The following is a 20,216-nucleotide window of genomic DNA, read 5'->3' as shown; positions in this document are numbered from 1 at the left end:
ATAAATACTTCAGGTTTTGAAAAGGGGCCAGAATTACTTTTAGATGAACAAGAAAATCAATTTTATGTCAGTATGGCCAAAGTACCTCAACCTGATTTAGATAAGGCAATGCGAATAATGGATCAGTATCAATCTAGTTTCATGATTGCCAGTAGAAGGGATTCTATGCTCTCAGAGGAATCTATAAAAGGTTTGTTTTACACAGGATTGGATCAGAATAGTCATGAAGTAGATTATCAAGCGCTTTTTTTGAAGTATGGTTTGAATGGTGAAATTATCTTTAGATGGGGATCTGTTCTAAATGAGGCCGAATTGGCAATGATTTTAAATCAAGATCATACCCAGAAAATACAGGAGCGAATACAAAGCCATTCATAGTATCTCTAAAAGAGAACAACCCCCACATTTGGGACTTGCTCTCTCGTTTTTGTGAGACTGGGAGCAAAACACCGTATGAAACAGCCAGTTGTCGAAACTCTTTCGGTGCCTGTTTGTTTCATTTCCCCTTTTTTAGAGATCAAAGAAAATCATTTGTTTTGTCAGAAGGGATTTACTTTCCTGCAATCAAGAGAACATAAAAGTCAAATACATGGAGACAACTAACTAGAGCATATAGAAAAGCCTACACAACTGTTAACGGAAATGGCCTTAAGGGTGATTGCGACTCCTAAACAAAACCCGCTTGCTGTTTTTCTGAGATCATGAAATTGAATCGCTCTTGATGAATGTAGATGAAGTGTTTCATTATTTAAAAACTTCTTGAGCATATCAAATTCTCAAGTGGATATGGTGATTTCATTTTAATAGCAGAGATTTTTCATTTTGGATGATGCATAGAGCGTACAGCATATTTTTATGAGTTTAGTCTTTGGGGAATATGAGTTTAGAGGAATTTTTTTCTATCACCATTTCCCTCAAATTTAAGCAATTCACTATCATTACCTTTCACATTCATATAAAATAAGAGCTAGTGAAAATTTGAAGAGATGCTTGATAAATGAAGGGCATGTAAGCTGTATGAAATGATGAGATGTTTCAAGTACGTGAAGGTTGCAAAGCTGTTTCTCCTCACGCATGAATCTTGTAAGCGTAACCATTATTTGTCACTTCATTGCAATGTGTTGAGGGGTGTGTCAGCATGAGGAATCCGTATTTGAGAACGGCTTCTAGTCTTTATATCAATTATTTTTTATTAGGTATGGTCAATATTATTTTGGCTTCAAATATGCCATTTTTGATCAAACAATTAGATACAAATAGTGCAGGGATTAGTTATATGATATCTGCACTCGGTATTGGCAGGGTGCTCACGTATGGTTTATCGGGCGTACTGTCAGATCGTTTTGGACGAAAGCCGGTCATTTTGGTTTCGGGGGTGCTGATGGCGGTGTTCCTCATTGGAATCCCATTGTCTCCGAATTATCAAATCGCATTTGCGTTTGCGATTTTGGCAGGGGTGGCGAATTCGGCGATGGATGCAGGGACGTATCCGGCTTTAATGGAAGCTTTTCCTCAAAACTCGGGATCTGCAAATGTGATGGTGAAGGCGTTTATTTCGATTGGGGCGACCATTCTGCCGCTCGCTATTTTCTTTTTAGCAGAGCATGATCTGTTTTATGGATTGGCGTTTTTTGTACCTGCTTTTATCTATTTAGTGAATGTGATAATGTTGTGGACATTGCCATTTCCGAATCATCGCAAGGTGGAGCAAGTTCAGGTGACGGAGCATGATGGACTTCCGCGCTTCTCATCAGAGCCTACATTTTGGAGAGAAGGGGTCGCACTGATTGTGATCAGTTTTACATCAAATGGTCTGTACGCCTTGCCGCAAATTTGGCTGCCTACGTACGGTGAGGAAATATTGGGAATGGCTTCTGGCAGTGCTGTGAAGCTGCTTAGTTACTATAGCATGGGCGGTTTGCTGTCTGTCTTATTGCTCGCATTTCTTTTGCGCCGCATTGTACGTCCGGTCACCGTGCTGCTACTCTATCCGATCATTACACTCGCTTCTATATGTGTGCTATTGGTCGTGAAGTCTCCAGTCATCGGGACCGTCAATGCATTTGTATTGGGCTTTTCAACAGCTGGTGTCTTTCAGCTGACGTTAACCGTAATGGCTGAGTTCTTCTGGAAAAACAAAGGGACGATGACAGGAATTATCTCAACAGCAGGCGGAGTGTCCGCCATTGTGATTCCGGTTGTCACTGGTTTGATCGAAACCCACGCGACCATTTTGCAAATCTTTATATTTGATGCGGGTGTCGCTGTTGTTGCGATCATCGGGGCGATGTATATCCTCAATCGATATCGCCGGATTATGATACACGAATAAAAAAAGACGACTTCCAAAGCGGAGGTCGTCTTTTTTCTGTGTTTCGTTTAGAAACGGTCATTTTCAAATAGAATTTGTTTTACTTGTTCAACTGGCATATCCTCGCCAGTAAACAGTTTGTACGCAAGGGCACCTTGCCATAGCATCATGCCAAGACCGTTAATCGTTTTGGCACCAGCTTCTTGTGCTTGAGCAAGAAGTTTTGTTTTTTGCGGGTTGTAGACAACATCTGTCACGATTAAGTCTTTGCGTAATACATCAAGGGTATCGTCAATAATGCTGAGCTCATCTAATGGTTTCATGCCAAGGCTTGTCCCGTTTGCTAAGATCGCACTTTCAGCTACTTCACGACGGAAAGCTTCTTTGTCTTCAAGTGGGAAGATATTCGCTTTGACACCGAATGATTTCATTTCGTTGTTGATGTAATTTACATTTTCTTCTGCTTGAACAAAGTATTGATCATTACGAGCAAAAATACTAATTTCACGAATACCTGATTGTGCAAGCTGAATGGCAATCGGTGTTGCAGCGCCGCCAGATCCAACGAGTGTAACCTTTTGTCCAGCTAATTCAACGCCGTGTTCAATTAAGTTTCTTACGTAACCAAGACCATCTGTGTTGTAGCCAACCAGCTTGCCATCTTTGTTTACAACTGTGTTGCTTGCGCGAGTATGTCTTGCAGAATCATCTAGTTCATCTAAGTAATCGAGTACTTTCATTTTGTTCGGCATGGATACGTTAAATCCAGCTGCACCCATTGCTTTCATCCCGTTTACTGCTGCTTCTAGTTCATCATTTCCTACCTCAAAAGCAAGGTAAGCATAGTTGATTCCTGTTAGTGTATAGCCAAGGTTGTGCATCCGTGGTGACAGGCTGTGTCCGATTGGTGTTGCAAGAAGACCGACTAATTTTGTTTTTCCATCAATATTACGTTCGTGTATGTTTGTCATGATTGACATCTCCTTTAATTATCTAAACAATTTTTTCATGCGTCGTAAAACAAAGATTGCTAACAATACGCTGATGACCGCAATGATCATATCGAAGAATAAAGTCATTTTAATATCGTACGTGCTAACGAGTCCGCTTGTAATCAGCGGAACAAGGATAAACGCTGAACTTGCCGCAATGTTGACATATGATGAAGCCGTTGCTTTGTTTGTAGGGAATAATTTCATCATAATACTCATCGCCAACTGGAAAATGCCGGCTGTAAATAATCCTAAGAAAAAGGTACTAACAATGACAATGCCGTACGTTTCGATTTGAAATAGTGAAAGCATGGCAAGGAATGCCCCGATTGGGTAAATAATGGCGACCATAATAGGTGAAATGAATTTATCTAATACGATTGAAAGCAATAGAACAGATACGAGTGCACCAATACTAAAATAAGAAAGAAGCTGTGTCGCTTGTCCTGAACCAAGCCCAATCAATTTCAACCCGAGCTGTGGAAGCCAAGTTTGCCATACGACAAATAATGCAGTAGACGTGAATCCCATAAGTACAACAGCTAAACCTTCACCAAACATTTTCGGTTCTTCCTTCATTTGCTCTTGAACGGGAAGATCGTTTTGAGAAGCCGTTTGCTTATGATTTGGGAACGGCATAAAGATCAAGTAAATGCCTACAAGTAAGTAAAGAAGTCCTAGACCAAAGAATGCCCAGCCCCAGAAGATGTCATGTGCAATAAGGAATGCCAAGATAAATGGAAGAACAGTCGCACCAATTGATACAGACGCCTTCACTAATACAGAAGCTGAACTTGCTTTTTTAGGAAATGACTCTGTCAAAGCAGGATATGTCCCTGAATCAAGCAATGAGTTTGCAATCCCTGCGGAAATGGCAAAAATGAAAGCCAATGTATAATTGGTCGTTGTTGGAATCCCAATTAAGAATAATAAGTAGAGAAAGTTACCTGTAATAATGACAGGTTTTCGCCCCCAGCTGTCTGCCAGCCGGCCAGAGAAAAAGAGAGCAATTAATTTACCGATACCGATTGCTGATACAAGCAAGCTGATTTTTGGAATATCTACATGGTAGCGTTCAGATAAGCTTTCCATGTTTGATGCCACAATAATATTGATCATGCCTAGCATGAAATAGTTTAAGTACATGCCAAGTGATGATTTAATGTATGGATTTTTCATGTTCCCACTCCTATATTTGAAACCCTGTTCGGGCCAAATTATTGTTACCCTTTGTTATTTCCTTAAACGTAAATAATATTAAGTCCATCACAACACCCCTTGTGTGATTGATGAAAAAATAATGAACATTCATCTGTTCTTCAAATAAGTACATCGTTCTACTAAATAATTAAAAATAATAACAGTTATCATAAGTCGATGGACTTCCTAGATTTGATCAGAATCAAAAGATCCATCTTTAACTGTAGTTGATATGATAAATAACGATATGTTCACAAAAGGTATAACGATATACTAAAAGAAGCAACGAGATAAATATACTCCTGTGTATAAAATGTGTCAAGTTTATGACTTTGTGATTTAAAAAAAGAAAAATGTAATAAAGAAATAGTTGACTTGCTCAATAAAAAAAGGAGAATCGCTTTGCAATTCTCCTTTCAGCGTGTAGACAAACCCTCGCATTCTTTGTCAGTCCTGCGCTCCGGTGCTCACGAATGTCAAATTCGCTCTGCTCCGGTGCTCGTCCTTCCTAGACTGCAAAGGTTTTCTATCACGCTGAAAAGAAGACAAAGGGCTAAAATAAAGTTCATTTTAGCCCTTTGTCAACAATCTGAAAGGAGAATCGCTTTGCAATTCTCCTTTTCATGATCATGTCGAGGTTTCTCGAATATGAAGTTGAGGCTTTAATATCAACCGCTGCAGTTCTTCATCCTGCTCGTTCATTTTATGATACAAAAGGTTGGCTGCTTTGACTCCAATGGATCGTGGAAATGATGAGACTGTGGTGAGCGGCGGGTGATACATCTCCGCTTCAGGGATGTTATCGAACCCAACTACATCAATGTCTTCACCAGGCTTGATGTCACGCGCTGCCAATTCTTGAATCACCCCAAACGCCACTAAATCACTGAAGCAAAAAATAGCAGTAGGTGGTTCGGGAAGGTCAATCACTTGGGCAAGGGCTTCTTTCCCGCCTTCACGGGTAGGCACCATATCGATAATAAGAGATTCATCCATCGTCAGGTCCTCATCATCATGGGCTCTTTTGAACCCTTTCATCCGTTCAATCCAAGTTGAGGAGGATTTGATTCCACCTAAGAAGGCGATGCGGCGATGCCCTTTTTGAAGAAGATGACGGACCGCCATCCAAGTGCCTTGTTCATAATCAACGCCGACATAATCACAATGGACATCTGCTAATTCACGATTTGCCAATACTTTTGGTGTGCGAATGTTGTTTAATTGTTTCACCGTTCGTGTCGAACTTTTCGATGCTGGATTTAAGATAATTCCACCCACTCGGTGCTCTACCATTGTGGAGATGAGCCGCTCCTGCTTATCCACACTATCAAAGGTTGTCCCAAGTAAAACGGTATAGCCAAGTGACTCAAGGGTGGTTTGCACACCGATTAAAAATTCAGAAATAAAGGTGTTTGAAATATCCGTGACGATCACACCTACAATATTTGAACTTTTCGACCGCATGTTGGCAGCAACGCGATCGTACACGTATCCCAAATCCTCCATGGATTGCAGCACTTTTTTCCGGGTGGCTTCAGAGATCCTAGGGTTGTTGCGAACAACGAGTGAGGCCGTTGAAGTCGATACACCGGCATGCCGAGCGACTTCTTGTAATGTCACACGCTGTTTGTTCATTTTTTTCATTTGTCTTCACCAACTTCATTGGATTGCCTAACTATGGTTCATCATCAAGATGGATGTCTCCACCAAACGAGCCGAACATTCTTTGTTTCATTATACCTTAATCAAGGGGTGTTGATGAAGTGATGTCATATCAGCTTCAGATAAGGAGGAGACAACATCTTAAAAGATTACCATTGACAGCTTTCATCTAGAGGCGTAAAATATAAAATTATTCAGAAATAGCAACATTTAAAGTAAATATCGAAGGCTATGATTGCTGTGGGTCACACTATGGCAGGAGCAGCTTCTGGAGAGACCGCATGTATGTGCGGCGCCGAAGGGTTCACAATCTCAGGCAAAAGGACAGAAGAGTACGAAATATTGTATTTGTGATGCATGGATCATACTGTGTATTGCTTTTCTCTATTTTGCTATTCTTTTATGACCGTGAGATTGGAGCGCATCCAATCTCTTTTTTTATGGACTTTTTGAGAGTTCATTATTTCAGTATAGGATCGTGTCGTAGGAGGGTGTTGAAATTGGCACAACAAGAGTTAAAGCGAGATTTATCAAACCGTCATGTTCAATTAATTGCCATTGGCGGAACGATTGGAACTGGGCTGTTTTTAGGGTCTGGAAAGGCCATTCAATTGGCTGGACCATCGATCATTTTTGCGTATTTGATTGTCGGAATGGCCATCTTTTTTGTCATGAGGGCACTTGGAGAATTGCTCTTATCTAAGGCGGGCTATCAGTCTTTAACGGATATAGCAGAGGATTATCTTGGACCGTGGGCTTCCTTTGTGACAGGATGGACGTATTGGTTTTGCTGGATTATGACAGCGATGGCGGATGTTATTGCGGTCGGGGTGTATGTGCAGTACTGGTTTGATATTCCGCAGTGGATTCCTGCTATTATTTGTTTATTGATTTTGCTAGGATTTAATTTATTAACGGTGAAGCTTTTTGGAGAAATGGAATTTTGGTTTGCACTTATTAAAGTGATTACGATATTACTGTTGATTGGCGTTGGAATTGTCCTGTTAATCATTGGTTTTCAAACAGATGCAGGGCCCGTGACGGTAACGAATCTGTGGTCACACGGAGGATTATTTCCAAATGGTGTGACAGGCTTCTTATTGTCATTTCAGATGGTGATTTTTGCGTATGTGGGCGTGGAACTTGTCGGTGTGTCAGCAGCAGAAACAGCGAATCCGCAAAAAAATATCCCGTCTGCGATTAATAAAATTCCATTAAGAATTCTATTTTTCTATGTAGGTGCGATTTTTGTATTACTATGCATCAACCCATGGACAGAACTCAGTGCATCAGAAAGTCCTTTTGTGAAAACCTTTGGGCTCATTGGGATACCAGTAGCGGCGGGACTCATCAACTTTGTCGTCCTGACATCTGCGGCGTCTGCTTGTAATAGCGGTATGTTCTCAACGAGCCGAATTTTGTATAATCTCAGTCATCAAAAACAAGGACCGGCATCTTTTGGCCGTCTAAATAAGCATGCTGTTCCAAGTAATGCCCTGTTTGTGTCAACGATTGTGGTGTCAGTAGGGGCTCTTTTAAGCAAGCTGATTCCTGAACAAGCCTTTGGTATTGTGACTACGATTAGTGCCATTTGTTTCATTTGGGTATGGAGTATTATTTTAATATGCCATCTGAAATATAAGAAAACACGTCCTGAACTGCATAAGGCGTCTACCTTTAAAGCGCCATTTACACCTTTTGTGAATATAGCGGTTCTTGTGCTCTTTGCTGCCATTCTTGTCATCATGCTTTTCGCTGATGCAACACGTCCAGCCCTGTTATTGACACCCGTATGGTTTGGGTTCTTATTTTTGATTTATGCAAGAAAGAAACGCCGTGCTGTTTAATGGAAAAGCCGTAATAGGCTTTTTTTTTGAATCCTTTTTTCTTATGAATCGTAATAATCTTAGAAATATTTAGGGAGAGGAGGATAAGATTGGGTATAATATTATTTGGTGTTATTTTTATACTTCTATTAATACCTGTAATAATAACAAGTTTATTTTATATGGAAAGGTATTATAAAATCATTTTGAAGTTTTTCCGTGGTGTAAATTGGAGAGGAATTAAATTTAAAGGTAACTTAAAATGGGTTGATTTAAAAAAATTAATAAAGAGAGCTGTGATAAAATCTCTCTTTATTAACAGTAAAGGGAAATGGACAGTTTGGTTTGCCTTTTTTCTATTTTTCCTTCTTCTATCTGTGCAATTTTTTAACATAAAAGAGTTATATTTTTATGTTGGAATATTATTCTTGCTATTAATAGCTTTCATGTTTGCATATAAACATGATAATAAGGATGTCAATATTGTAGGCTATATCTTTAAGGTATTTATAATATTGCTGTATCCACTTACTCTTTTATTAGAGTTTTTGGATAATTTATCTAATATCAAGTTAATGATTACAATAATTTTTTTCACTACTGTATATACATTTGTATTTCTAAAAAATGTGATGGATATTTTTAGATCCACTTTTGTTCATTTAACAAATTTTATTTTTGTATATCTCTTTTTTATTACTGTAGTTGGTGTTGCCTTCGGAGCCTTTTACTATAATAATAATAATATCTTTGGATTTTTTAATAGTATGGAGTATAAGAGCGACGAGAGTCTTTTAATAATATATAAAGGTTTAGAGTTCTTTTATAATTATCCTACTATTATTATCAAAAAAGGGATTTTTGGTTATATTCCCCTGTTTGAATTTATTTTAGGCAACCTCTTTAATATTATTTTTGTCGGAATATTTATTTCATATTTTGTAAATAAGTTATCAACTAAAAATGAAAGAAGTTGATCAACTCATTCATTTCAAATTGAATACTCCGCCAGTTACTCAAAGCACAGTCAATTTTAAAGACTGTGCTTTTGCTTATTTAACGATTTCGAATCTTCAACATATAGTATGCATTAAGAATGATCAGAACAAGTCCAACGACAATGATGGAGAAGAGCTGAGAGTGATTGGCGCCAAGAGAATAGACAATCAAAATAAACATGGCACCGGTCAATAAAATATTCATCATTTGATAAGTGTGAAAAAGCCCATCGAGCATCACATGCTTTTCGCCTTCATCAGAAATGGCGAGCAGTTTTTTGCCATAATCTTTATCGGATGGACTAGGTAGATGACGATTAGGATAGACGAGTTTTAGGACAGAGATCGATGCATAAGAAAGAATGACGGTGATCAAAAATAAGGCAGCATTTGCGAGAATCAGCCAGAGTGGCTGCTCAGTCACGATGGAAATACCAATTGCAATAATCGATAAAATGGTACTCACCGTATTAGCTAACGTTACATCAGTAAAGGTTCGGTACTGTTTTGCCTCTAGTTCATCCTCCTCATCACCAGATACTGAAAGAGAGACTCTTTTCTTCATGCGTGAAATGCCTGAAAAACAATAAATGATGAATAGAACTGTCAAGCCAGTGATGACAAGGGTCGCTTCAAATGCAGCTTGCAGAAGTGTCAGCTCAAATTCGGCTGCCAGCAAACAGTAAGCACCGAGAAAACCAAGGAGAGCACCTAAGAGCATTTTGTATACAGTTTTCATGTGAGTTCATCCTCCTCGAATAGAAAAATATGTTCAATGGGTTCTTGAAAAATGCGTGAAAGCCTCATAGCAAGTAAGAGAGACGGCATTAATTCATCTCGTTCCATTAAGCTGATCGTCTGGCGGGAAACCTTTGCCCGTTTCGCAAGCTCCGTTTGGTTTAAACCATCACGTGCCCGCAGCTCTTTTAGCCGATTTTTCATTCTGTCACCTCAACTCTGATCAAAATGTTATCTTGATTGTAAAGTATTATATTCATTTTGACAAGTATATTTGTCAAAATGATAAAAATAATTGTCAGAAAGATCGCCTTTATTCAAAAGGGAATCAATGATACGCTAAAGAAAAGAGAAACAGAAAATAGGTGATGCCCATGTTCATTGATCAATTAAAAAGTGACTTACATCAATCACAGCCGCTATTTATCGGAGAAGAGACAGCGTTCAAAGCGGCAGTCCTTGTCCCTTTGGTGCAAGTAGACGGGGAATGGCATGTTTTATTTGAAGTGCGATCACTGACGATGAGAAAACAACCTGGCGATATTAGCTTCCCAGGAGGCAAACTCGACGGCGGGGAAACCGCACAAGAAGCTGCACTGCGGGAAACATATGAAGAACTAGGAATTCCGCCCGAATCCGTCAAGGTTTTAGGACAACTCAGCCCTTATATTGCCTCTCCATCCTTTGTGGTATATCCATTTGTCGGAATCATTGATGAACAGCAGGTCAAACATTCCTTTAATCAAGAAGAAGTAGATGAGACCTTTACTGTGCCTCTATCATGGCTCAGCCAATACGAACCGTACTTACACCATGTATCGGTGCAGCCAACACCAGGAGAGGACTTTCCTTATGAAAAAATCATGAATGGTGAAAAATACAGCTGGGGGAGTCGTTCGATTGAGGAGTGGTTTTATGATTACAATCGTTACACCATTTGGGGATTAACTGCCCGCATATTAAAACATTTTGTGATGGTTGCAAAAAGAAATTCCTAGAGAATCAGCTCTAGGAATTTGTTGTAGAAAGGCGTTCTTTTGCGGTTTCTTTTCCTTTCCCTTTTCCAATTAGAATGGGTGCTTTAGCTTGGCTCAATCCATATGAAGGCATGTTCACGTAGATAGATTCATATGAGCCGGCTTGAATTTGATACGTTTCATGATAAATTCCGACCGCGTCATTATGTCGTGCTCTTTGGTTAAATCCTTTCCAAGCAGCCAAATGCTTCTCCATCTTGGCGTAGGCAAGGAGGTCCTCTGTTGATTTCCAATATTGGATCATGGTGGTAGTGCGTAAACCGAAGTAATTTTCTGTCCCGAGAAAACCAAGTTCATCTTGATGTGTATAAAGTTCTTTGATCATCCCCGGCATCGCCTTAAATACTGGCAGCCATTGATGGACAGCCCAGCGTTTATTGATTCTCATTCCGATAATGAACACAACAATCGGCTCAGAATTGTCTGTTGTATACCTGCCAGCACGTATATTTTTTTTCATTTGTTCACCCTTCTTTCTTCATCGATTCACAAGTCTCCACGCACCAATCAATTCCAGCCTGCGCCACTTTCTTTCCGTAATCTAACGTATACAGCCAATACTTCGCATCAGCTTCATCTGGATACAGCTCTTGAATGTTTTGTTCAATCGCAACATATGTCTCATAACGGATACGGAGCTGCCTCTCATAATCCTGTAAAAGCACCAATTTTTTCTCAAACGAAAGATATTGACCAAAAAATAACTTTAATAACACCTCATTTCGTTCTGATGGTACTTGATCGAGCGGCTGTGCCAGCCATTGCCTCAACGTGTCCAGCCCTTTTTCAGTTAGATGATATTCCCGCTTGTCTGAGCGGCCAGTTGTAGAAGTGGGTGAAACCTTCGCAAGCCCTTCCTCGACTATTAACTTTAAAGCTGGATAAATTTGTCCATAACTAATTTTCCAAAAGTGATGCAAGCTCCTATCAATTAATTGCTTCACTTCATACCCAGACTTACAATCTGTCGTTAAAATCCCCAATATCGCATACGTCGTATCATTGTATTTTTTCATTGATCAACACACCTATCTAAAAGATATATCATTTAGATATATAATAAACGATATATAACTGCAGATACAAGAGGTATGAGAAAAAAATAAATGCTAGAAAGGAGGTGAAGAGATCACTGATTGGTTAATCAATGAGAGGAATCCTTCATATAGATTGAACGATCATAGTTTGGAGGGGACATATGAGTAAATCGAAAATCTGGATCATGACTATTCTGGCGGTACTAATGATTGGTGGAGGCGGCTTTATAGCATATCAAGCAATCGCAAAAAAGAGTGGTTTTAATCACCCCTACGCCTTTGCATATAAGACTCATGATCGTGTGAACTGGTTCAAGGTAACGGAGAGAAACGGAAAAGTAACAGGCCAGCTGAACGAAACCATTTTAGAGGAAAGTCCGCAAAGGCATTATGATCCCAATCTATTTATCAACAAATATCAATTAACCGGAAAATCAATTGAAAACGGTTACGAATTTTATGTGAAGCAAGGGAAAGAAACGGTCACATATGAAGTTCACCTTGCCGAAAAAGATCTTTCTGTGAAAAAACAAGGTGAAAAGCACAGCATCACATACAAAGCAATTGATCAAAAAAACCTACGTGCTGTTCAACAGGACATTCATACTCGATATGAGAAACTGATGGATGACACGGAAAATAGATTTCATGATTATGTACGAAACTTCATTAAGAAAGTAACAGGCGCTTATGGTTATCTGTATACAGCAGAGGATGGTTCATACCAACTATTTTTAAAAGTAAAACGAATGTATATGCAGTCTGAATGGGCAGGTTCTTTTCTAATGAGAAAGGTTCCAGGAGATGGTGGTGAACCTTATAAAGAAACGAAACATACAGCCGGTGGAGTTTCAGATGGGATAATGTTTGATTTGAGTACTTATCCTGCAATTGAAAAGGGTTTTATTTTAGGGGAAACTGACCGAGACGCAACATACATTAAATTTCCTTTTAAAATGGCAGGCGGGATTATAGAATTTAAAGCGGTCACGAAAGAGGAATATCAAGAACTAACGGAAGCATTCAAAAAGAAGGCGAAAGAATGGCAAAAGTAGATCGTGTTGGAACAGATGATTGTTGTGAATGGCATTTCAGGACGATCAGAATTTAGTTGAATAAATAGGGATAATGAAGATTTTTTAAATCATATATTAGTGGAGGTACCTATGAGTAAATTGAAAATGTGGGTCATGTCTATCCTGGCAGTACTCATCTTAGGTGGAGGCGGCTGGACAGCATATCAAGCAATTGCACAAAAGAATTCATTGAATCATGCCTATGCATTTGCGTATAAAACGAAGGATAAAATGAGCTGGTTTGAGATATCTGAGAATAAAGGCAAAGTAACGGGGCATTTGAATGAAAAGTATATAGAAGAAATATGGTGGGATCCCAAAATATATAAAAAACAATATGTAGTGTCCGGGAGTTCAAAGGAAAACGGTTATGAATTTCGAGTCAAACAAGGCAAAGAAACAATCATATACGAAGTTCAAATGTCTGGGAAAGACCTATCTGTGAAAAAACAAGGTGATAAGAAAAGCAGGATATATAAAGCAATCAATCGAAAAAAGCTAGATTCGTATCACAAAAAAATTCAAGATCGACATCAACATCTAGTTGATACATCAGAAACCAGATTTTATGACAATATGAGACACTTCAGGGATAAAGTGGCGAAGGTATATGGTTTTCTATATACGGCAGAGGACAAACAACTATTTTTACAAGTTGAAAGCATGCATATTGAGAATGGATGGCTCGGCTCTTTTCTAATAACAACTGTTTCTGAAGAAGGGTGTAAGCCCTATAAAGAAATGAAATTAGAGGTCGGGGGCGAAACTGATGGTGGAGACTATTTAGACATGAGCTACGATCCTATAATTGAACGAGGTGTCATTATAGGTTCGACTGATCGAGATGCAAAATCAATCAAACTGCCAATTAAAAAGACTAACGGTACTATAGAGATAAAAGCTTTCACGTATCAGGAATTTAAAAAACTCCCTAGACCATATATCATGACAGGCGATTCAGTAGAGTTAAAAGCTGTCACGAAAAAGGAATATGAAAAACAAGCGAAAGCATTTAAAAAGAAAGCAGAAGAAAAGAGAAAATAGGCATCTTAAACCAGATGAGTGAATCAACTTATCTGGTTTTTTATGGAGAAACATTTTGTTGATTGATGATAGAATGAACAAAAGAGTTGCTTTAAGTAAATAAAGAAAAGCATTTTGGGTATATAGACCTTAATAAATTTCAGAAAAATAAATGTTGACGCTTTCATATAATCAATATATACTAAAAACAAATCCAATATAAATAAATTAGACATGTGACTGGTCATGCAGGCAGGATCTAAAAACGATGAATTTCTTTAATTTGTCGTTTTAGGTCCTTTTTTTATTGACAAAATATAGGTCTCATGTATGAGAAAAGGAGGAGAAAAAATGGATTACACACAAGTCGCCAAAGACGTTTTGCAGCATGTAGGTGGTAAAGAAAACATTGCGCACCTTGAGCACTGCTCAACAAGACTTCGCTTCACACTAATTGATCAGAAAAAAGCAGATGTACCAGCATTAGAAAAAACACCAGGTGTCATAGCTGTCAGAATGTCAGGACAATGCCAAGTGGTCATTGGGAATGACGTGATTGAAGTGTATCAACAGGTAACAAATTTAATGGGCGGCAGCTCTTCTGGGCAAAGCATGCCATCCAATCAGCCAAAAGAAAAAAGAAAAGCAGGCACAGTTCTATTAGATTTCATTGTGGGTGTCTTCCAGCCGCTTGTTCCGGCTATCGCAGGCGGAGGGATTTTAAAATCATTTCTTCTCCTTTTCTCTTTATTAGGCTGGGTGGATGCAAAAGGCCAAACCTATCAAATACTGAATATGGTGGGTGACGCACCACTATACTTCCTGCCATTACTAGTCGCTGTCACAACGGCAAATAAACTAAAGGTAAACCCACTGGTCGCATTATCAGCAGTCGGTGCACTCCTTCTTCCGAACATGACAGCCATGCTTACTGAAGGTGCGCAATTAATGTCATTCGACGTAAAAAATATAGCTTATGCGTATCAAGTGTTTCCAGCAATCCTTTCTGTATTGCTTTATGCTCAAATGGAAAAATTCTTCACACGATTTTCACCAAAACCAATTCGGATTTTCTTTGTCCCAATGATGTCATTAGTCATTACTGTACCAGTTACGTTACTGTTATTAGGACCACTTGGTTTTACAGCAGGACAAGGGTTTTCATCCGTTATTCTTGCGATGTTTAATACAGTAGGCTGGGTAGCTGTTGCAATTTTAGCAGCGGTACTCCCGTTTATGGTTGCATCAGGCATGCACAAAGCAATGGTCCCTTATGCAGTGACAACGATGGGGAACCTCGGGAAAGAAGCACTTTATTTACCAGCATCACTTGCGCATAATATTGCGGAAAGTGGAGCATGTTTCGCAGTGGCACTACGCACGAAAGACAAGGTACTCAGATCAACAGCTATTTCGGCAGGAATTTCAGCATTTTTTGGCATCACAGAGCCTGCTTTGTATGGTGTGACACTTCAAAATAAACGCGTACTTGGAAGTGTCATGATTGGTTCGTTTGTTGGCGGGATCTTCATTGGATTAGTTGGTATACAAGCTTTTGTACTTGTTGGTCCTGGATTAGCAAGTATGTCGATGTTTATATCAGATGAGCTTCCACGAAATCTAATGTTTGCTGTCATTGGAGCTGTCATTTCCTTCGTTGTTGCTTTTATCGCTGCTTTTGTATTAGGTAAGGATAAAAAAGTAGAAGAAAAGACAAATGATCAAGAAGCATTTGCTGAACAAATTGGAGCAGGGGAAACTTTCAAAAGCCCTGTGATTGGTCAAATGATCTCTCTAGCTGAAGTAAAAGATGATATTTTCTCTTCAAAGGTCATGGGAGACGGAATTGCCATTGTTCCTTCAGAAGGAGCGTTATATGCACCAGTAGATGGTGAGGTCACCTTGCTGTTCGAAACAAACCATGCACTTGGTATGAAAACGGACAAAGGGGTGGAAGTATTATTCCACATTGGCATTGATACTGTACAGTTGGAAGGACAGTATTTTTATCCAAAAGTGCAGGCAGGAGATCGTGTACAAGCAGGGGATTTACTCATTGAATTTGATGTTGAAAAAATCATGGAAGCAGGATACGATCCAGTTACGCTTGCTGTCATCACGAATACAGATCAATATGATATTAAGGTACAGCCATTACAAGAGGTCAATCGCCAAGATACATTGATGGTTATCACCCAATTAGGAGGCTAAACATATGACGACAATAAAAGGTTTTCCAAAAGGATTTTTATGGGGCGGCGCCATTGCCGCCAACCAAGCAGAAGGCGCTTGGAATGTAGATGGAAAGGGCCCATCTGTTGCTGATATTGCGATGTACCGGTCTAATTTGAGTGTAGAAGATTATGAAGGGCATCTAGCTGTTACTTCTGAAAATATAGATCGAGCGATGAAAGACCCAGATGATAAAAAGTATCCAAAACGCAGAGGTGTTGATTTCTATCATCACTATAAAGAGGATTTGGCTCTATTTGCTGAAATGGGTTTTAAAACTCTTCGCATTTCTATTGCATGGAGCCGTATCTTCCCAACTGGAGAAGAGAACGAACCAAATGAAAAAGGACTCCAATTTTACGATCGTTTATTTGCAGAAATGAAAAAACACAACATAGAACCGATTGTGACGCTGTCACATTATGAAATGCCGTTAGCACTGAGCGTGAAATATAATGGCTGGGTTGAAAGAAAAGTCGTTGATCTCTTTGTTAAGTTCGCCAATGTATGTTTTGAACGCTATAAGCATGATGTGAAATATTGGCTGACCTTTAATGAAATAGATAGTATTCACCGCCACTCTTTTATTACAGCAGGAATTATTCCTGATCGCTGCCCAGAAGGGAAAGAGGAAGAGACGGTTTATCAAGCACTCCATCATCAATTCATTGCCTCTGCACTCGTAACAGCAGATTGTCATCGCATCATACAAGGCAGTCAAGTAGGGTGTATGCTGACAAAATTAACAACGTATCCGCACACTTGTCATCCGAATGATGTGGAGCGGGCATTGAAACAAAACTTAGAAAACTATTTCTATGCAGATGTTCAGGTATTTGGTGAATACCCGCCGCTTATCAAGCGCATGCTTGAGAGAAAAAACATTCATATCCAAATGGAATCAGATGATCTTTCTATTTTAAAAGAAAATACAGTAGATTTTATCTCGTTCAGCTACTATATGTCTTTAACTGAATCAGCTGATGAAGGATTAGAAAAAACGGATGGAAATACCATCCGTGGGGTCAAAAATCCTTACCTTCCATCTACTGATTGGGGATGGCAAATTGATCCGGTTGGTCTGAAAATTTCTTTAATAGAATTATATGATCGTTATCAAAAACCACTGATCATTGTAGAAAACGGCATGGGTGCAAAAGATGTTGTTGAAAGTGATGGATCAATTCACGATGATTATCGTATTAACTATTTCAAAGAGCATTTCCGCCAAATGAGAGAAGCGGTGGAAGAAGGCGTTGACCTCTTCGGATATACGAGCTGGGGCTCAATTGATATTATTAGTGCAGGTACATCACAGATGTCAAAACGATACGGGTTCATTCATGTAGATCAAGATGACGATGGAAACGGTACATTAAAACGTTCTCGTAAAGACTCATTTTATTGGTACAAAAAGGTCATTGAAACAAATGGTGAATCGCTTGATTGAAAAACCACAATCATGAAAACAGGTGATGACGATGTTTAAAATCAAAAAAGTTTTAAACTCGAGTGTGGTTCTGGCTGAAGATCAGAACCAACAGGAGATGGTTCTATTCGGCCGTGGGATTGGTTATGGACAAAAACCAGGTCAAATGATTGAAGAAAAGAAGGCAGATCAAGTGTTTATGTCTGTCGATAACATGAGAGCGAAGGAATTTCTCCAACTATTAGATTCAATGCCACAAGAGTTTATCGATTTAACTCAGCATATTGTTCAATATGCTGAAAAACGCTTAAACTCAAGTCTGAATTCTGGTGTCTATTTTACCTTGATGGACCACTTGAATTTTGCAGTAGAACGGCACAAGAAGAACATTAATATTACAAATCGAGTATACTGGGAAATCAAAAACTACTATACCGAAGAATTTGAAGTAGGTAATTATGCGCTTGAGTTAGTCAACAATACATTGGGCATTCAATTACCAAAGGAAGAAGCGGCCAATATCGCCTTCCATTTAATTAATGCGTTAGGTGAAGAGTCCGATTCCAAAGATGGCATGAAGTATGCAAAGATGATCGGAAGTATTGTGAATCTTGTCCGCTATACGTTGAATATGAAAATGGATCAAGAGAATATTCATTACAGCCGATTTATTACACATGTGAAATTCTTTGTTGAAAGATTCTACGCAAATAAATTATTATCAGATCAAGAAAATGAGTTGTTTGAACAAATTGCACACTTGTATCCTCAAGCGATGGATGTAGCTTTCAAAATCAAAGATTATATTAAACAGGTGCATAGTATTGTTATTCCAAATGACGAACTTACGTATCTGGCGGTACATATTCACCGCCTCATTTCTTATCAAGAACTGAAATAAATGTGGACCACTTGCCTTGTAATAAGGCAAGTGGTTATTTGTATTGTATCGGTTTATGTTCCGATAGGTCGTTCTGTTGGGCCAAGATTTGTATCATTTAACGAATTGTAAGACACCGTTTGTCCGAAAACAACGATAGCTAAAGCGAAAATGAGTAAACTCACTTTTTTCATCATAATTCCTCCAATTAAGTGTAGTGTGTTCCAATTGATAGGCATCCTTCAAAAAGAGGTATGCTTGGTGAATTGAACCCAGCTCTTCAAAGTGTTTGGCAGCTAGTGCACTTAATTCACGGGCACCTTCAACATCCTTTAATTCTTTCAGAATACTGATGTCATCGAAACAGGTTTTAGCTTTTTTGGATATGTCTTCAGTGAAATATAGGTGATAGAGAAAATTCATTTTTGCTGTATAGATGGGGTTTCTGTCTATTTCTTGTTTTTGTTTGACCAATTCAAAATAATAGAGAGCTTGCGACTTTTCATCAATGGAGAGTAGCTCTTTTAGTAACATAAACATGGAGTGTTCGAAATAACAAGATGAAAGGTAGTCATCATCACTAAGAGCCTTTTCTAGGGCATCAATACATTTTTTTGATTCTCCAACTTCGGCATATAGAATACTGATATTGTGATAAAGCTGTGATGCTAAAAAATGATCGTTTAATTGATTTGAGATGTGTAATGCTTTTGTGTAGTAATTCTCAGCTCTTTTGAAATCGCCAATATCCATGAAGTTGGTGGCTGCGATCACAAAAGCTGCTGCCAGTCTTCTTTCATAGCCATCATGCCCTTTGAAAATATCGATAGCATTCTGAATATAATGAAGTGAAATCAGGCTTTGGCGAAGCATCATATATAGGTTTGCGACCTTCGTATGGAATTCTGCTACTTCTATTTCATCAGGAATGTTTTGTAGTTTTTTCTCAGCAATTTTAAACAGTCCGATGGCTGATGCATAGTCTCTGTTATATGAAGCGTAAAGGGCTTTATATAGGTAAAAATAGTATTCAATTAAGTCGTTTGTTTTAGAAGGGTATTCTAGCACTGTCGGTTCATTTAGTTTTTTACCTCTTCGTTCATATAACATGAGCTTAAACTTGCCTTCTAGCAATGAATAGTAGGTCAAGACCTCCTGATTCTCTTCCATCTCTTGAAGTAATTCCTTTAATTCTGTGTAGATTGTCTTTGCATTGTGTACATCATGCTTACGAATGGCAATTCGCCAATCATTTAAACGATTCCCCACCTGTTCAGCTGAAATGATTTTCATGGAAATTTCACCTCTTTAACATCCTTTCGCCTGTTTCAATAAAAAACGATATCACAATTTTTGGTAAAATATAATCGTTTCTGGGAGGTGATTGACAGGAGGTAATAAAAAGGACCTTATGTCATGAGATGTACGTTATTGTAATGATGATTGATTGTTTATTCAAATGAGTAAAATCTTTTTTTGGAAGTCTAAAAACGTGATAGATACTATTAGTTTTAAGTTTATGGTCGAAAATACCATCTGAATATATGAAATAAAGCTATTTTAGCTATGAGAAAAGAACAATGAAAGGTCGATCTAGAAGGGAAAATCAGTTATGATGTTGCTAGATGATTTTGGAAAAGAAACTGGTAGTTACTGAGAAAGGTGAATATCCGAGACAAGTGTTGACCTTTCAGAAAGGATGTTGAAATGAAAAAAAGATTTCAAATGTTAAACTGGCAAATGACAATTGTGATGACGATGCTTTTACTTGTTTT

General features: G+C 38.6%; 18 protein-coding genes and 1 riboswitch. Of the genes, 10 read left to right on the top strand and 8 right to left on the bottom strand.

Annotation, left to right across the window (positions count from 1 at the left end):
- The first annotated feature begins 117 nt into the window (after positions 1-117).
- Both ACNO7B_RS18460 and ACNO7B_RS18455 read left to right on the top strand, forming a co-directional pair.
- The gene (locus ACNO7B_RS18460) at positions 118-378 is read left to right on the top strand and encodes a hypothetical protein (RefSeq protein WP_417901813.1); all 261 of its coding nucleotides are present in this window, start codon (positions 118-120) and stop codon (positions 376-378) included.
- 760 nt (positions 379-1,138) lie between these two features.
- Complete coding sequence (locus ACNO7B_RS18455; protein WP_181891601.1) at positions 1,139-2,332, top strand: MFS transporter; 1,194 nt, start codon at positions 1,139-1,141, stop codon at positions 2,330-2,332.
- Between the two features lie 47 nt (positions 2,333-2,379).
- Here ACNO7B_RS18455 and ACNO7B_RS18450 read toward each other — a convergent pair whose 3' ends face one another.
- The 3 genes from ACNO7B_RS18450 to ACNO7B_RS18440 all read right to left on the bottom strand — a co-directional run bounded on the left by ACNO7B_RS18450 (position 2,380) and on the right by ACNO7B_RS18440 (position 6,147).
- Positions 2,380-3,282, bottom strand: a complete 903-nt coding sequence (locus ACNO7B_RS18450) for a quinate/shikimate dehydrogenase (RefSeq protein ID WP_417901812.1) — start codon at positions 3,280-3,282, stop codon at positions 2,380-2,382.
- An 18-nt stretch (positions 3,283-3,300) separates the two neighbouring features.
- A complete protein-coding gene (locus tag ACNO7B_RS18445) occupies positions 3,301-4,482 on the bottom strand; it encodes an MFS transporter (protein WP_417901811.1) in 1,182 nt (393 codons plus the stop codon).
- 648 nt (positions 4,483-5,130) lie between these two features.
- Positions 5,131-6,147: a LacI family DNA-binding transcriptional regulator gene (locus ACNO7B_RS18440; protein ID WP_024720466.1), complete on the bottom strand. Its 1,017-nt coding sequence runs from the start codon at positions 6,145-6,147 to the stop codon at positions 5,131-5,133.
- Between the two features lie 276 nt (positions 6,148-6,423).
- Positions 6,424-6,503, top strand: a riboswitch (glycine riboswitch).
- Positions 6,504-6,665: 162 nt separating this feature from the next.
- Here ACNO7B_RS18440 and ACNO7B_RS18435 point away from each other — a divergent pair.
- Entirely contained in the window at positions 6,666-8,012 is a 1,347-nt protein-coding gene (locus tag ACNO7B_RS18435; RefSeq protein ID WP_048001796.1) for an amino acid permease, read from the top strand.
- Positions 8,013-8,101: 89 nt separating this feature from the next.
- Complete coding sequence (locus tag ACNO7B_RS18430) at positions 8,102-8,968, top strand: hypothetical protein (protein WP_417901810.1); 867 nt, start codon at positions 8,102-8,104, stop codon at positions 8,966-8,968.
- A gap of 79 nt (positions 8,969-9,047) precedes the next feature.
- Here ACNO7B_RS18430 and ACNO7B_RS18425 read toward each other — a convergent pair whose 3' ends face one another.
- Positions 9,048-9,728, bottom strand: a complete 681-nt coding sequence (locus tag ACNO7B_RS18425; protein WP_417901809.1) for a DUF3169 family protein — start codon at positions 9,726-9,728, stop codon at positions 9,048-9,050.
- Complete coding sequence (locus tag ACNO7B_RS18420) at positions 9,725-9,931, bottom strand: helix-turn-helix transcriptional regulator (protein ID WP_008347396.1); 207 nt, start codon at positions 9,929-9,931, stop codon at positions 9,725-9,727. The genes ACNO7B_RS18425 and ACNO7B_RS18420 overlap by 4 nt, the downstream gene beginning before the upstream one ends.
- 170 nt (positions 9,932-10,101) lie before the next feature.
- Here ACNO7B_RS18420 and ACNO7B_RS18415 point away from each other — a divergent pair, with 170 nt between their 5' ends.
- Complete coding sequence (locus tag ACNO7B_RS18415; protein WP_212047466.1) at positions 10,102-10,725, top strand: NUDIX hydrolase; 624 nt, start codon at positions 10,102-10,104, stop codon at positions 10,723-10,725.
- A 10-nt stretch (positions 10,726-10,735) separates the two neighbouring features.
- Here the strand turns inward: ACNO7B_RS18415 and ACNO7B_RS18410 are convergent, their stop codons facing one another.
- Together ACNO7B_RS18410 and ACNO7B_RS18405 are read right to left on the bottom strand one after the other, a co-directional pair.
- Positions 10,736-11,224: a DUF4188 domain-containing protein gene (locus ACNO7B_RS18410; RefSeq protein ID WP_342493208.1), complete on the bottom strand. Its 489-nt coding sequence runs from the start codon at positions 11,222-11,224 to the stop codon at positions 10,736-10,738.
- Positions 11,225-11,228: 4 nt separating this feature from the next.
- Positions 11,229-11,780 carry a PadR family transcriptional regulator gene (locus ACNO7B_RS18405; RefSeq protein ID WP_060832788.1) on the bottom strand — a complete coding sequence of 184 codons (552 nt, stop codon included), beginning with the start codon at positions 11,778-11,780 and terminating at the stop codon, positions 11,229-11,231.
- Positions 11,781-11,962: 182 nt separating this feature from the next.
- Between ACNO7B_RS18405 and ACNO7B_RS18400 the strand changes: the two genes are divergently transcribed.
- From ACNO7B_RS18400 to ACNO7B_RS18380, 5 genes are all read left to right on the top strand, one after another.
- On the top strand, positions 11,963-12,856 hold the full coding sequence (locus ACNO7B_RS18400; protein ID WP_338335079.1) for a hypothetical protein: 894 nt from the start codon (positions 11,963-11,965) through the stop codon (positions 12,854-12,856).
- A 111-nt stretch (positions 12,857-12,967) separates the two neighbouring features.
- Positions 12,968-13,921: a hypothetical protein gene (locus ACNO7B_RS18395; RefSeq protein WP_338335080.1), complete on the top strand. Its 954-nt coding sequence runs from the start codon at positions 12,968-12,970 to the stop codon at positions 13,919-13,921.
- 330 nt (positions 13,922-14,251) lie between these two features.
- The gene (locus tag ACNO7B_RS18390) at positions 14,252-16,111 is read left to right on the top strand and encodes a beta-glucoside-specific PTS transporter subunit IIABC (protein WP_146271799.1); all 1,860 of its coding nucleotides are present in this window, start codon (positions 14,252-14,254) and stop codon (positions 16,109-16,111) included.
- Between the two features lie 4 nt (positions 16,112-16,115).
- Positions 16,116-17,582, top strand: a complete 1,467-nt coding sequence (locus ACNO7B_RS18385; protein ID WP_417901808.1) for a glycoside hydrolase family 1 protein — start codon at positions 16,116-16,118, stop codon at positions 17,580-17,582.
- A 31-nt stretch (positions 17,583-17,613) separates the two neighbouring features.
- Positions 17,614-18,462 carry a PRD domain-containing protein gene (locus ACNO7B_RS18380; RefSeq protein WP_008347382.1) on the top strand — a complete coding sequence of 283 codons (849 nt, stop codon included), beginning with the start codon at positions 17,614-17,616 and terminating at the stop codon, positions 18,460-18,462.
- Positions 18,463-18,555: 93 nt separating this feature from the next.
- Here the strand turns inward: ACNO7B_RS18380 and ACNO7B_RS18375 are convergent, their stop codons facing one another.
- Positions 18,556-19,734, bottom strand: coding sequence for an aspartate phosphatase (locus ACNO7B_RS18375; protein ID WP_035703956.1), 1,179 nt, complete (start codon positions 19,732-19,734; stop codon positions 18,556-18,558).
- Between the last annotated feature and the right edge of the window lie 482 nt (positions 19,735-20,216).

It is taken from the genome of Bacillus sp. AK25 (assembly GCF_048270685.1).
GTDB classification, from domain to species: domain Bacteria; phylum Bacillota; class Bacilli; order Bacillales; family Bacillaceae; genus Bacillus; species Bacillus altitudinis.
Note: the sequence above shows the minus strand (reverse complement) of the source record. Positions and strands in the feature narration are given on the sequence as shown.

What these genes read in the sequence shown, in the direction of transcription:
- ACNO7B_RS18415 (WP_212047466.1), top strand. Translation starts at nt 10,102, where the DNA reads ATGTTCATTGATCAATTAAAAAGTGACTTACATCAATCACAGCCGCTA.
- ACNO7B_RS18455 (WP_181891601.1), top strand. Translation starts at nt 1,139, where the DNA reads ATGAGGAATCCGTATTTGAGAACGGCTTCTAGTCTTTATATCAATTAT.
- ACNO7B_RS18445 (WP_417901811.1), bottom strand. Translation starts at nt 4,482, where the DNA reads ATGAAAAATCCATACATTAAATCATCACTTGGCATGTACTTAAACTAT.
- ACNO7B_RS18395 (WP_338335080.1), top strand. Translation starts at nt 12,968, where the DNA reads ATGAGTAAATTGAAAATGTGGGTCATGTCTATCCTGGCAGTACTCATC.
- ACNO7B_RS18405 (WP_060832788.1), bottom strand. Translation starts at nt 11,780, where the DNA reads ATGAAAAAATACAATGATACGACGTATGCGATATTGGGGATTTTAACG.
- ACNO7B_RS18440 (WP_024720466.1), bottom strand. Translation starts at nt 6,147, where the DNA reads ATGAAAAAAATGAACAAACAGCGTGTGACATTACAAGAAGTCGCTCGG.
- ACNO7B_RS18410 (WP_342493208.1), bottom strand. Translation starts at nt 11,224, where the DNA reads ATGAAAAAAAATATACGTGCTGGCAGGTATACAACAGACAATTCTGAG.
- ACNO7B_RS18425 (WP_417901809.1), bottom strand. Translation starts at nt 9,728, where the DNA reads ATGAAAACTGTATACAAAATGCTCTTAGGTGCTCTCCTTGGTTTTCTC.
- ACNO7B_RS18375 (WP_035703956.1), bottom strand. Translation starts at nt 19,734, where the DNA reads ATGAAAATCATTTCAGCTGAACAGGTGGGGAATCGTTTAAATGATTGG.
- ACNO7B_RS18380 (WP_008347382.1), top strand. Translation starts at nt 17,614, where the DNA reads ATGTTTAAAATCAAAAAAGTTTTAAACTCGAGTGTGGTTCTGGCTGAA.
- ACNO7B_RS18460 (WP_417901813.1), top strand. Translation starts at nt 118, where the DNA reads ATGGATCAGTATCAATCTAGTTTCATGATTGCCAGTAGAAGGGATTCT.
- ACNO7B_RS18450 (WP_417901812.1), bottom strand. Translation starts at nt 3,282, where the DNA reads ATGACAAACATACACGAACGTAATATTGATGGAAAAACAAAATTAGTC.
- ACNO7B_RS18385 (WP_417901808.1), top strand. Translation starts at nt 16,116, where the DNA reads ATGACGACAATAAAAGGTTTTCCAAAAGGATTTTTATGGGGCGGCGCC.
- ACNO7B_RS18400 (WP_338335079.1), top strand. Translation starts at nt 11,963, where the DNA reads ATGAGTAAATCGAAAATCTGGATCATGACTATTCTGGCGGTACTAATG.
- ACNO7B_RS18390 (WP_146271799.1), top strand. Translation starts at nt 14,252, where the DNA reads ATGGATTACACACAAGTCGCCAAAGACGTTTTGCAGCATGTAGGTGGT.
- ACNO7B_RS18420 (WP_008347396.1), bottom strand. Translation starts at nt 9,931, where the DNA reads ATGAAAAATCGGCTAAAAGAGCTGCGGGCACGTGATGGTTTAAACCAA.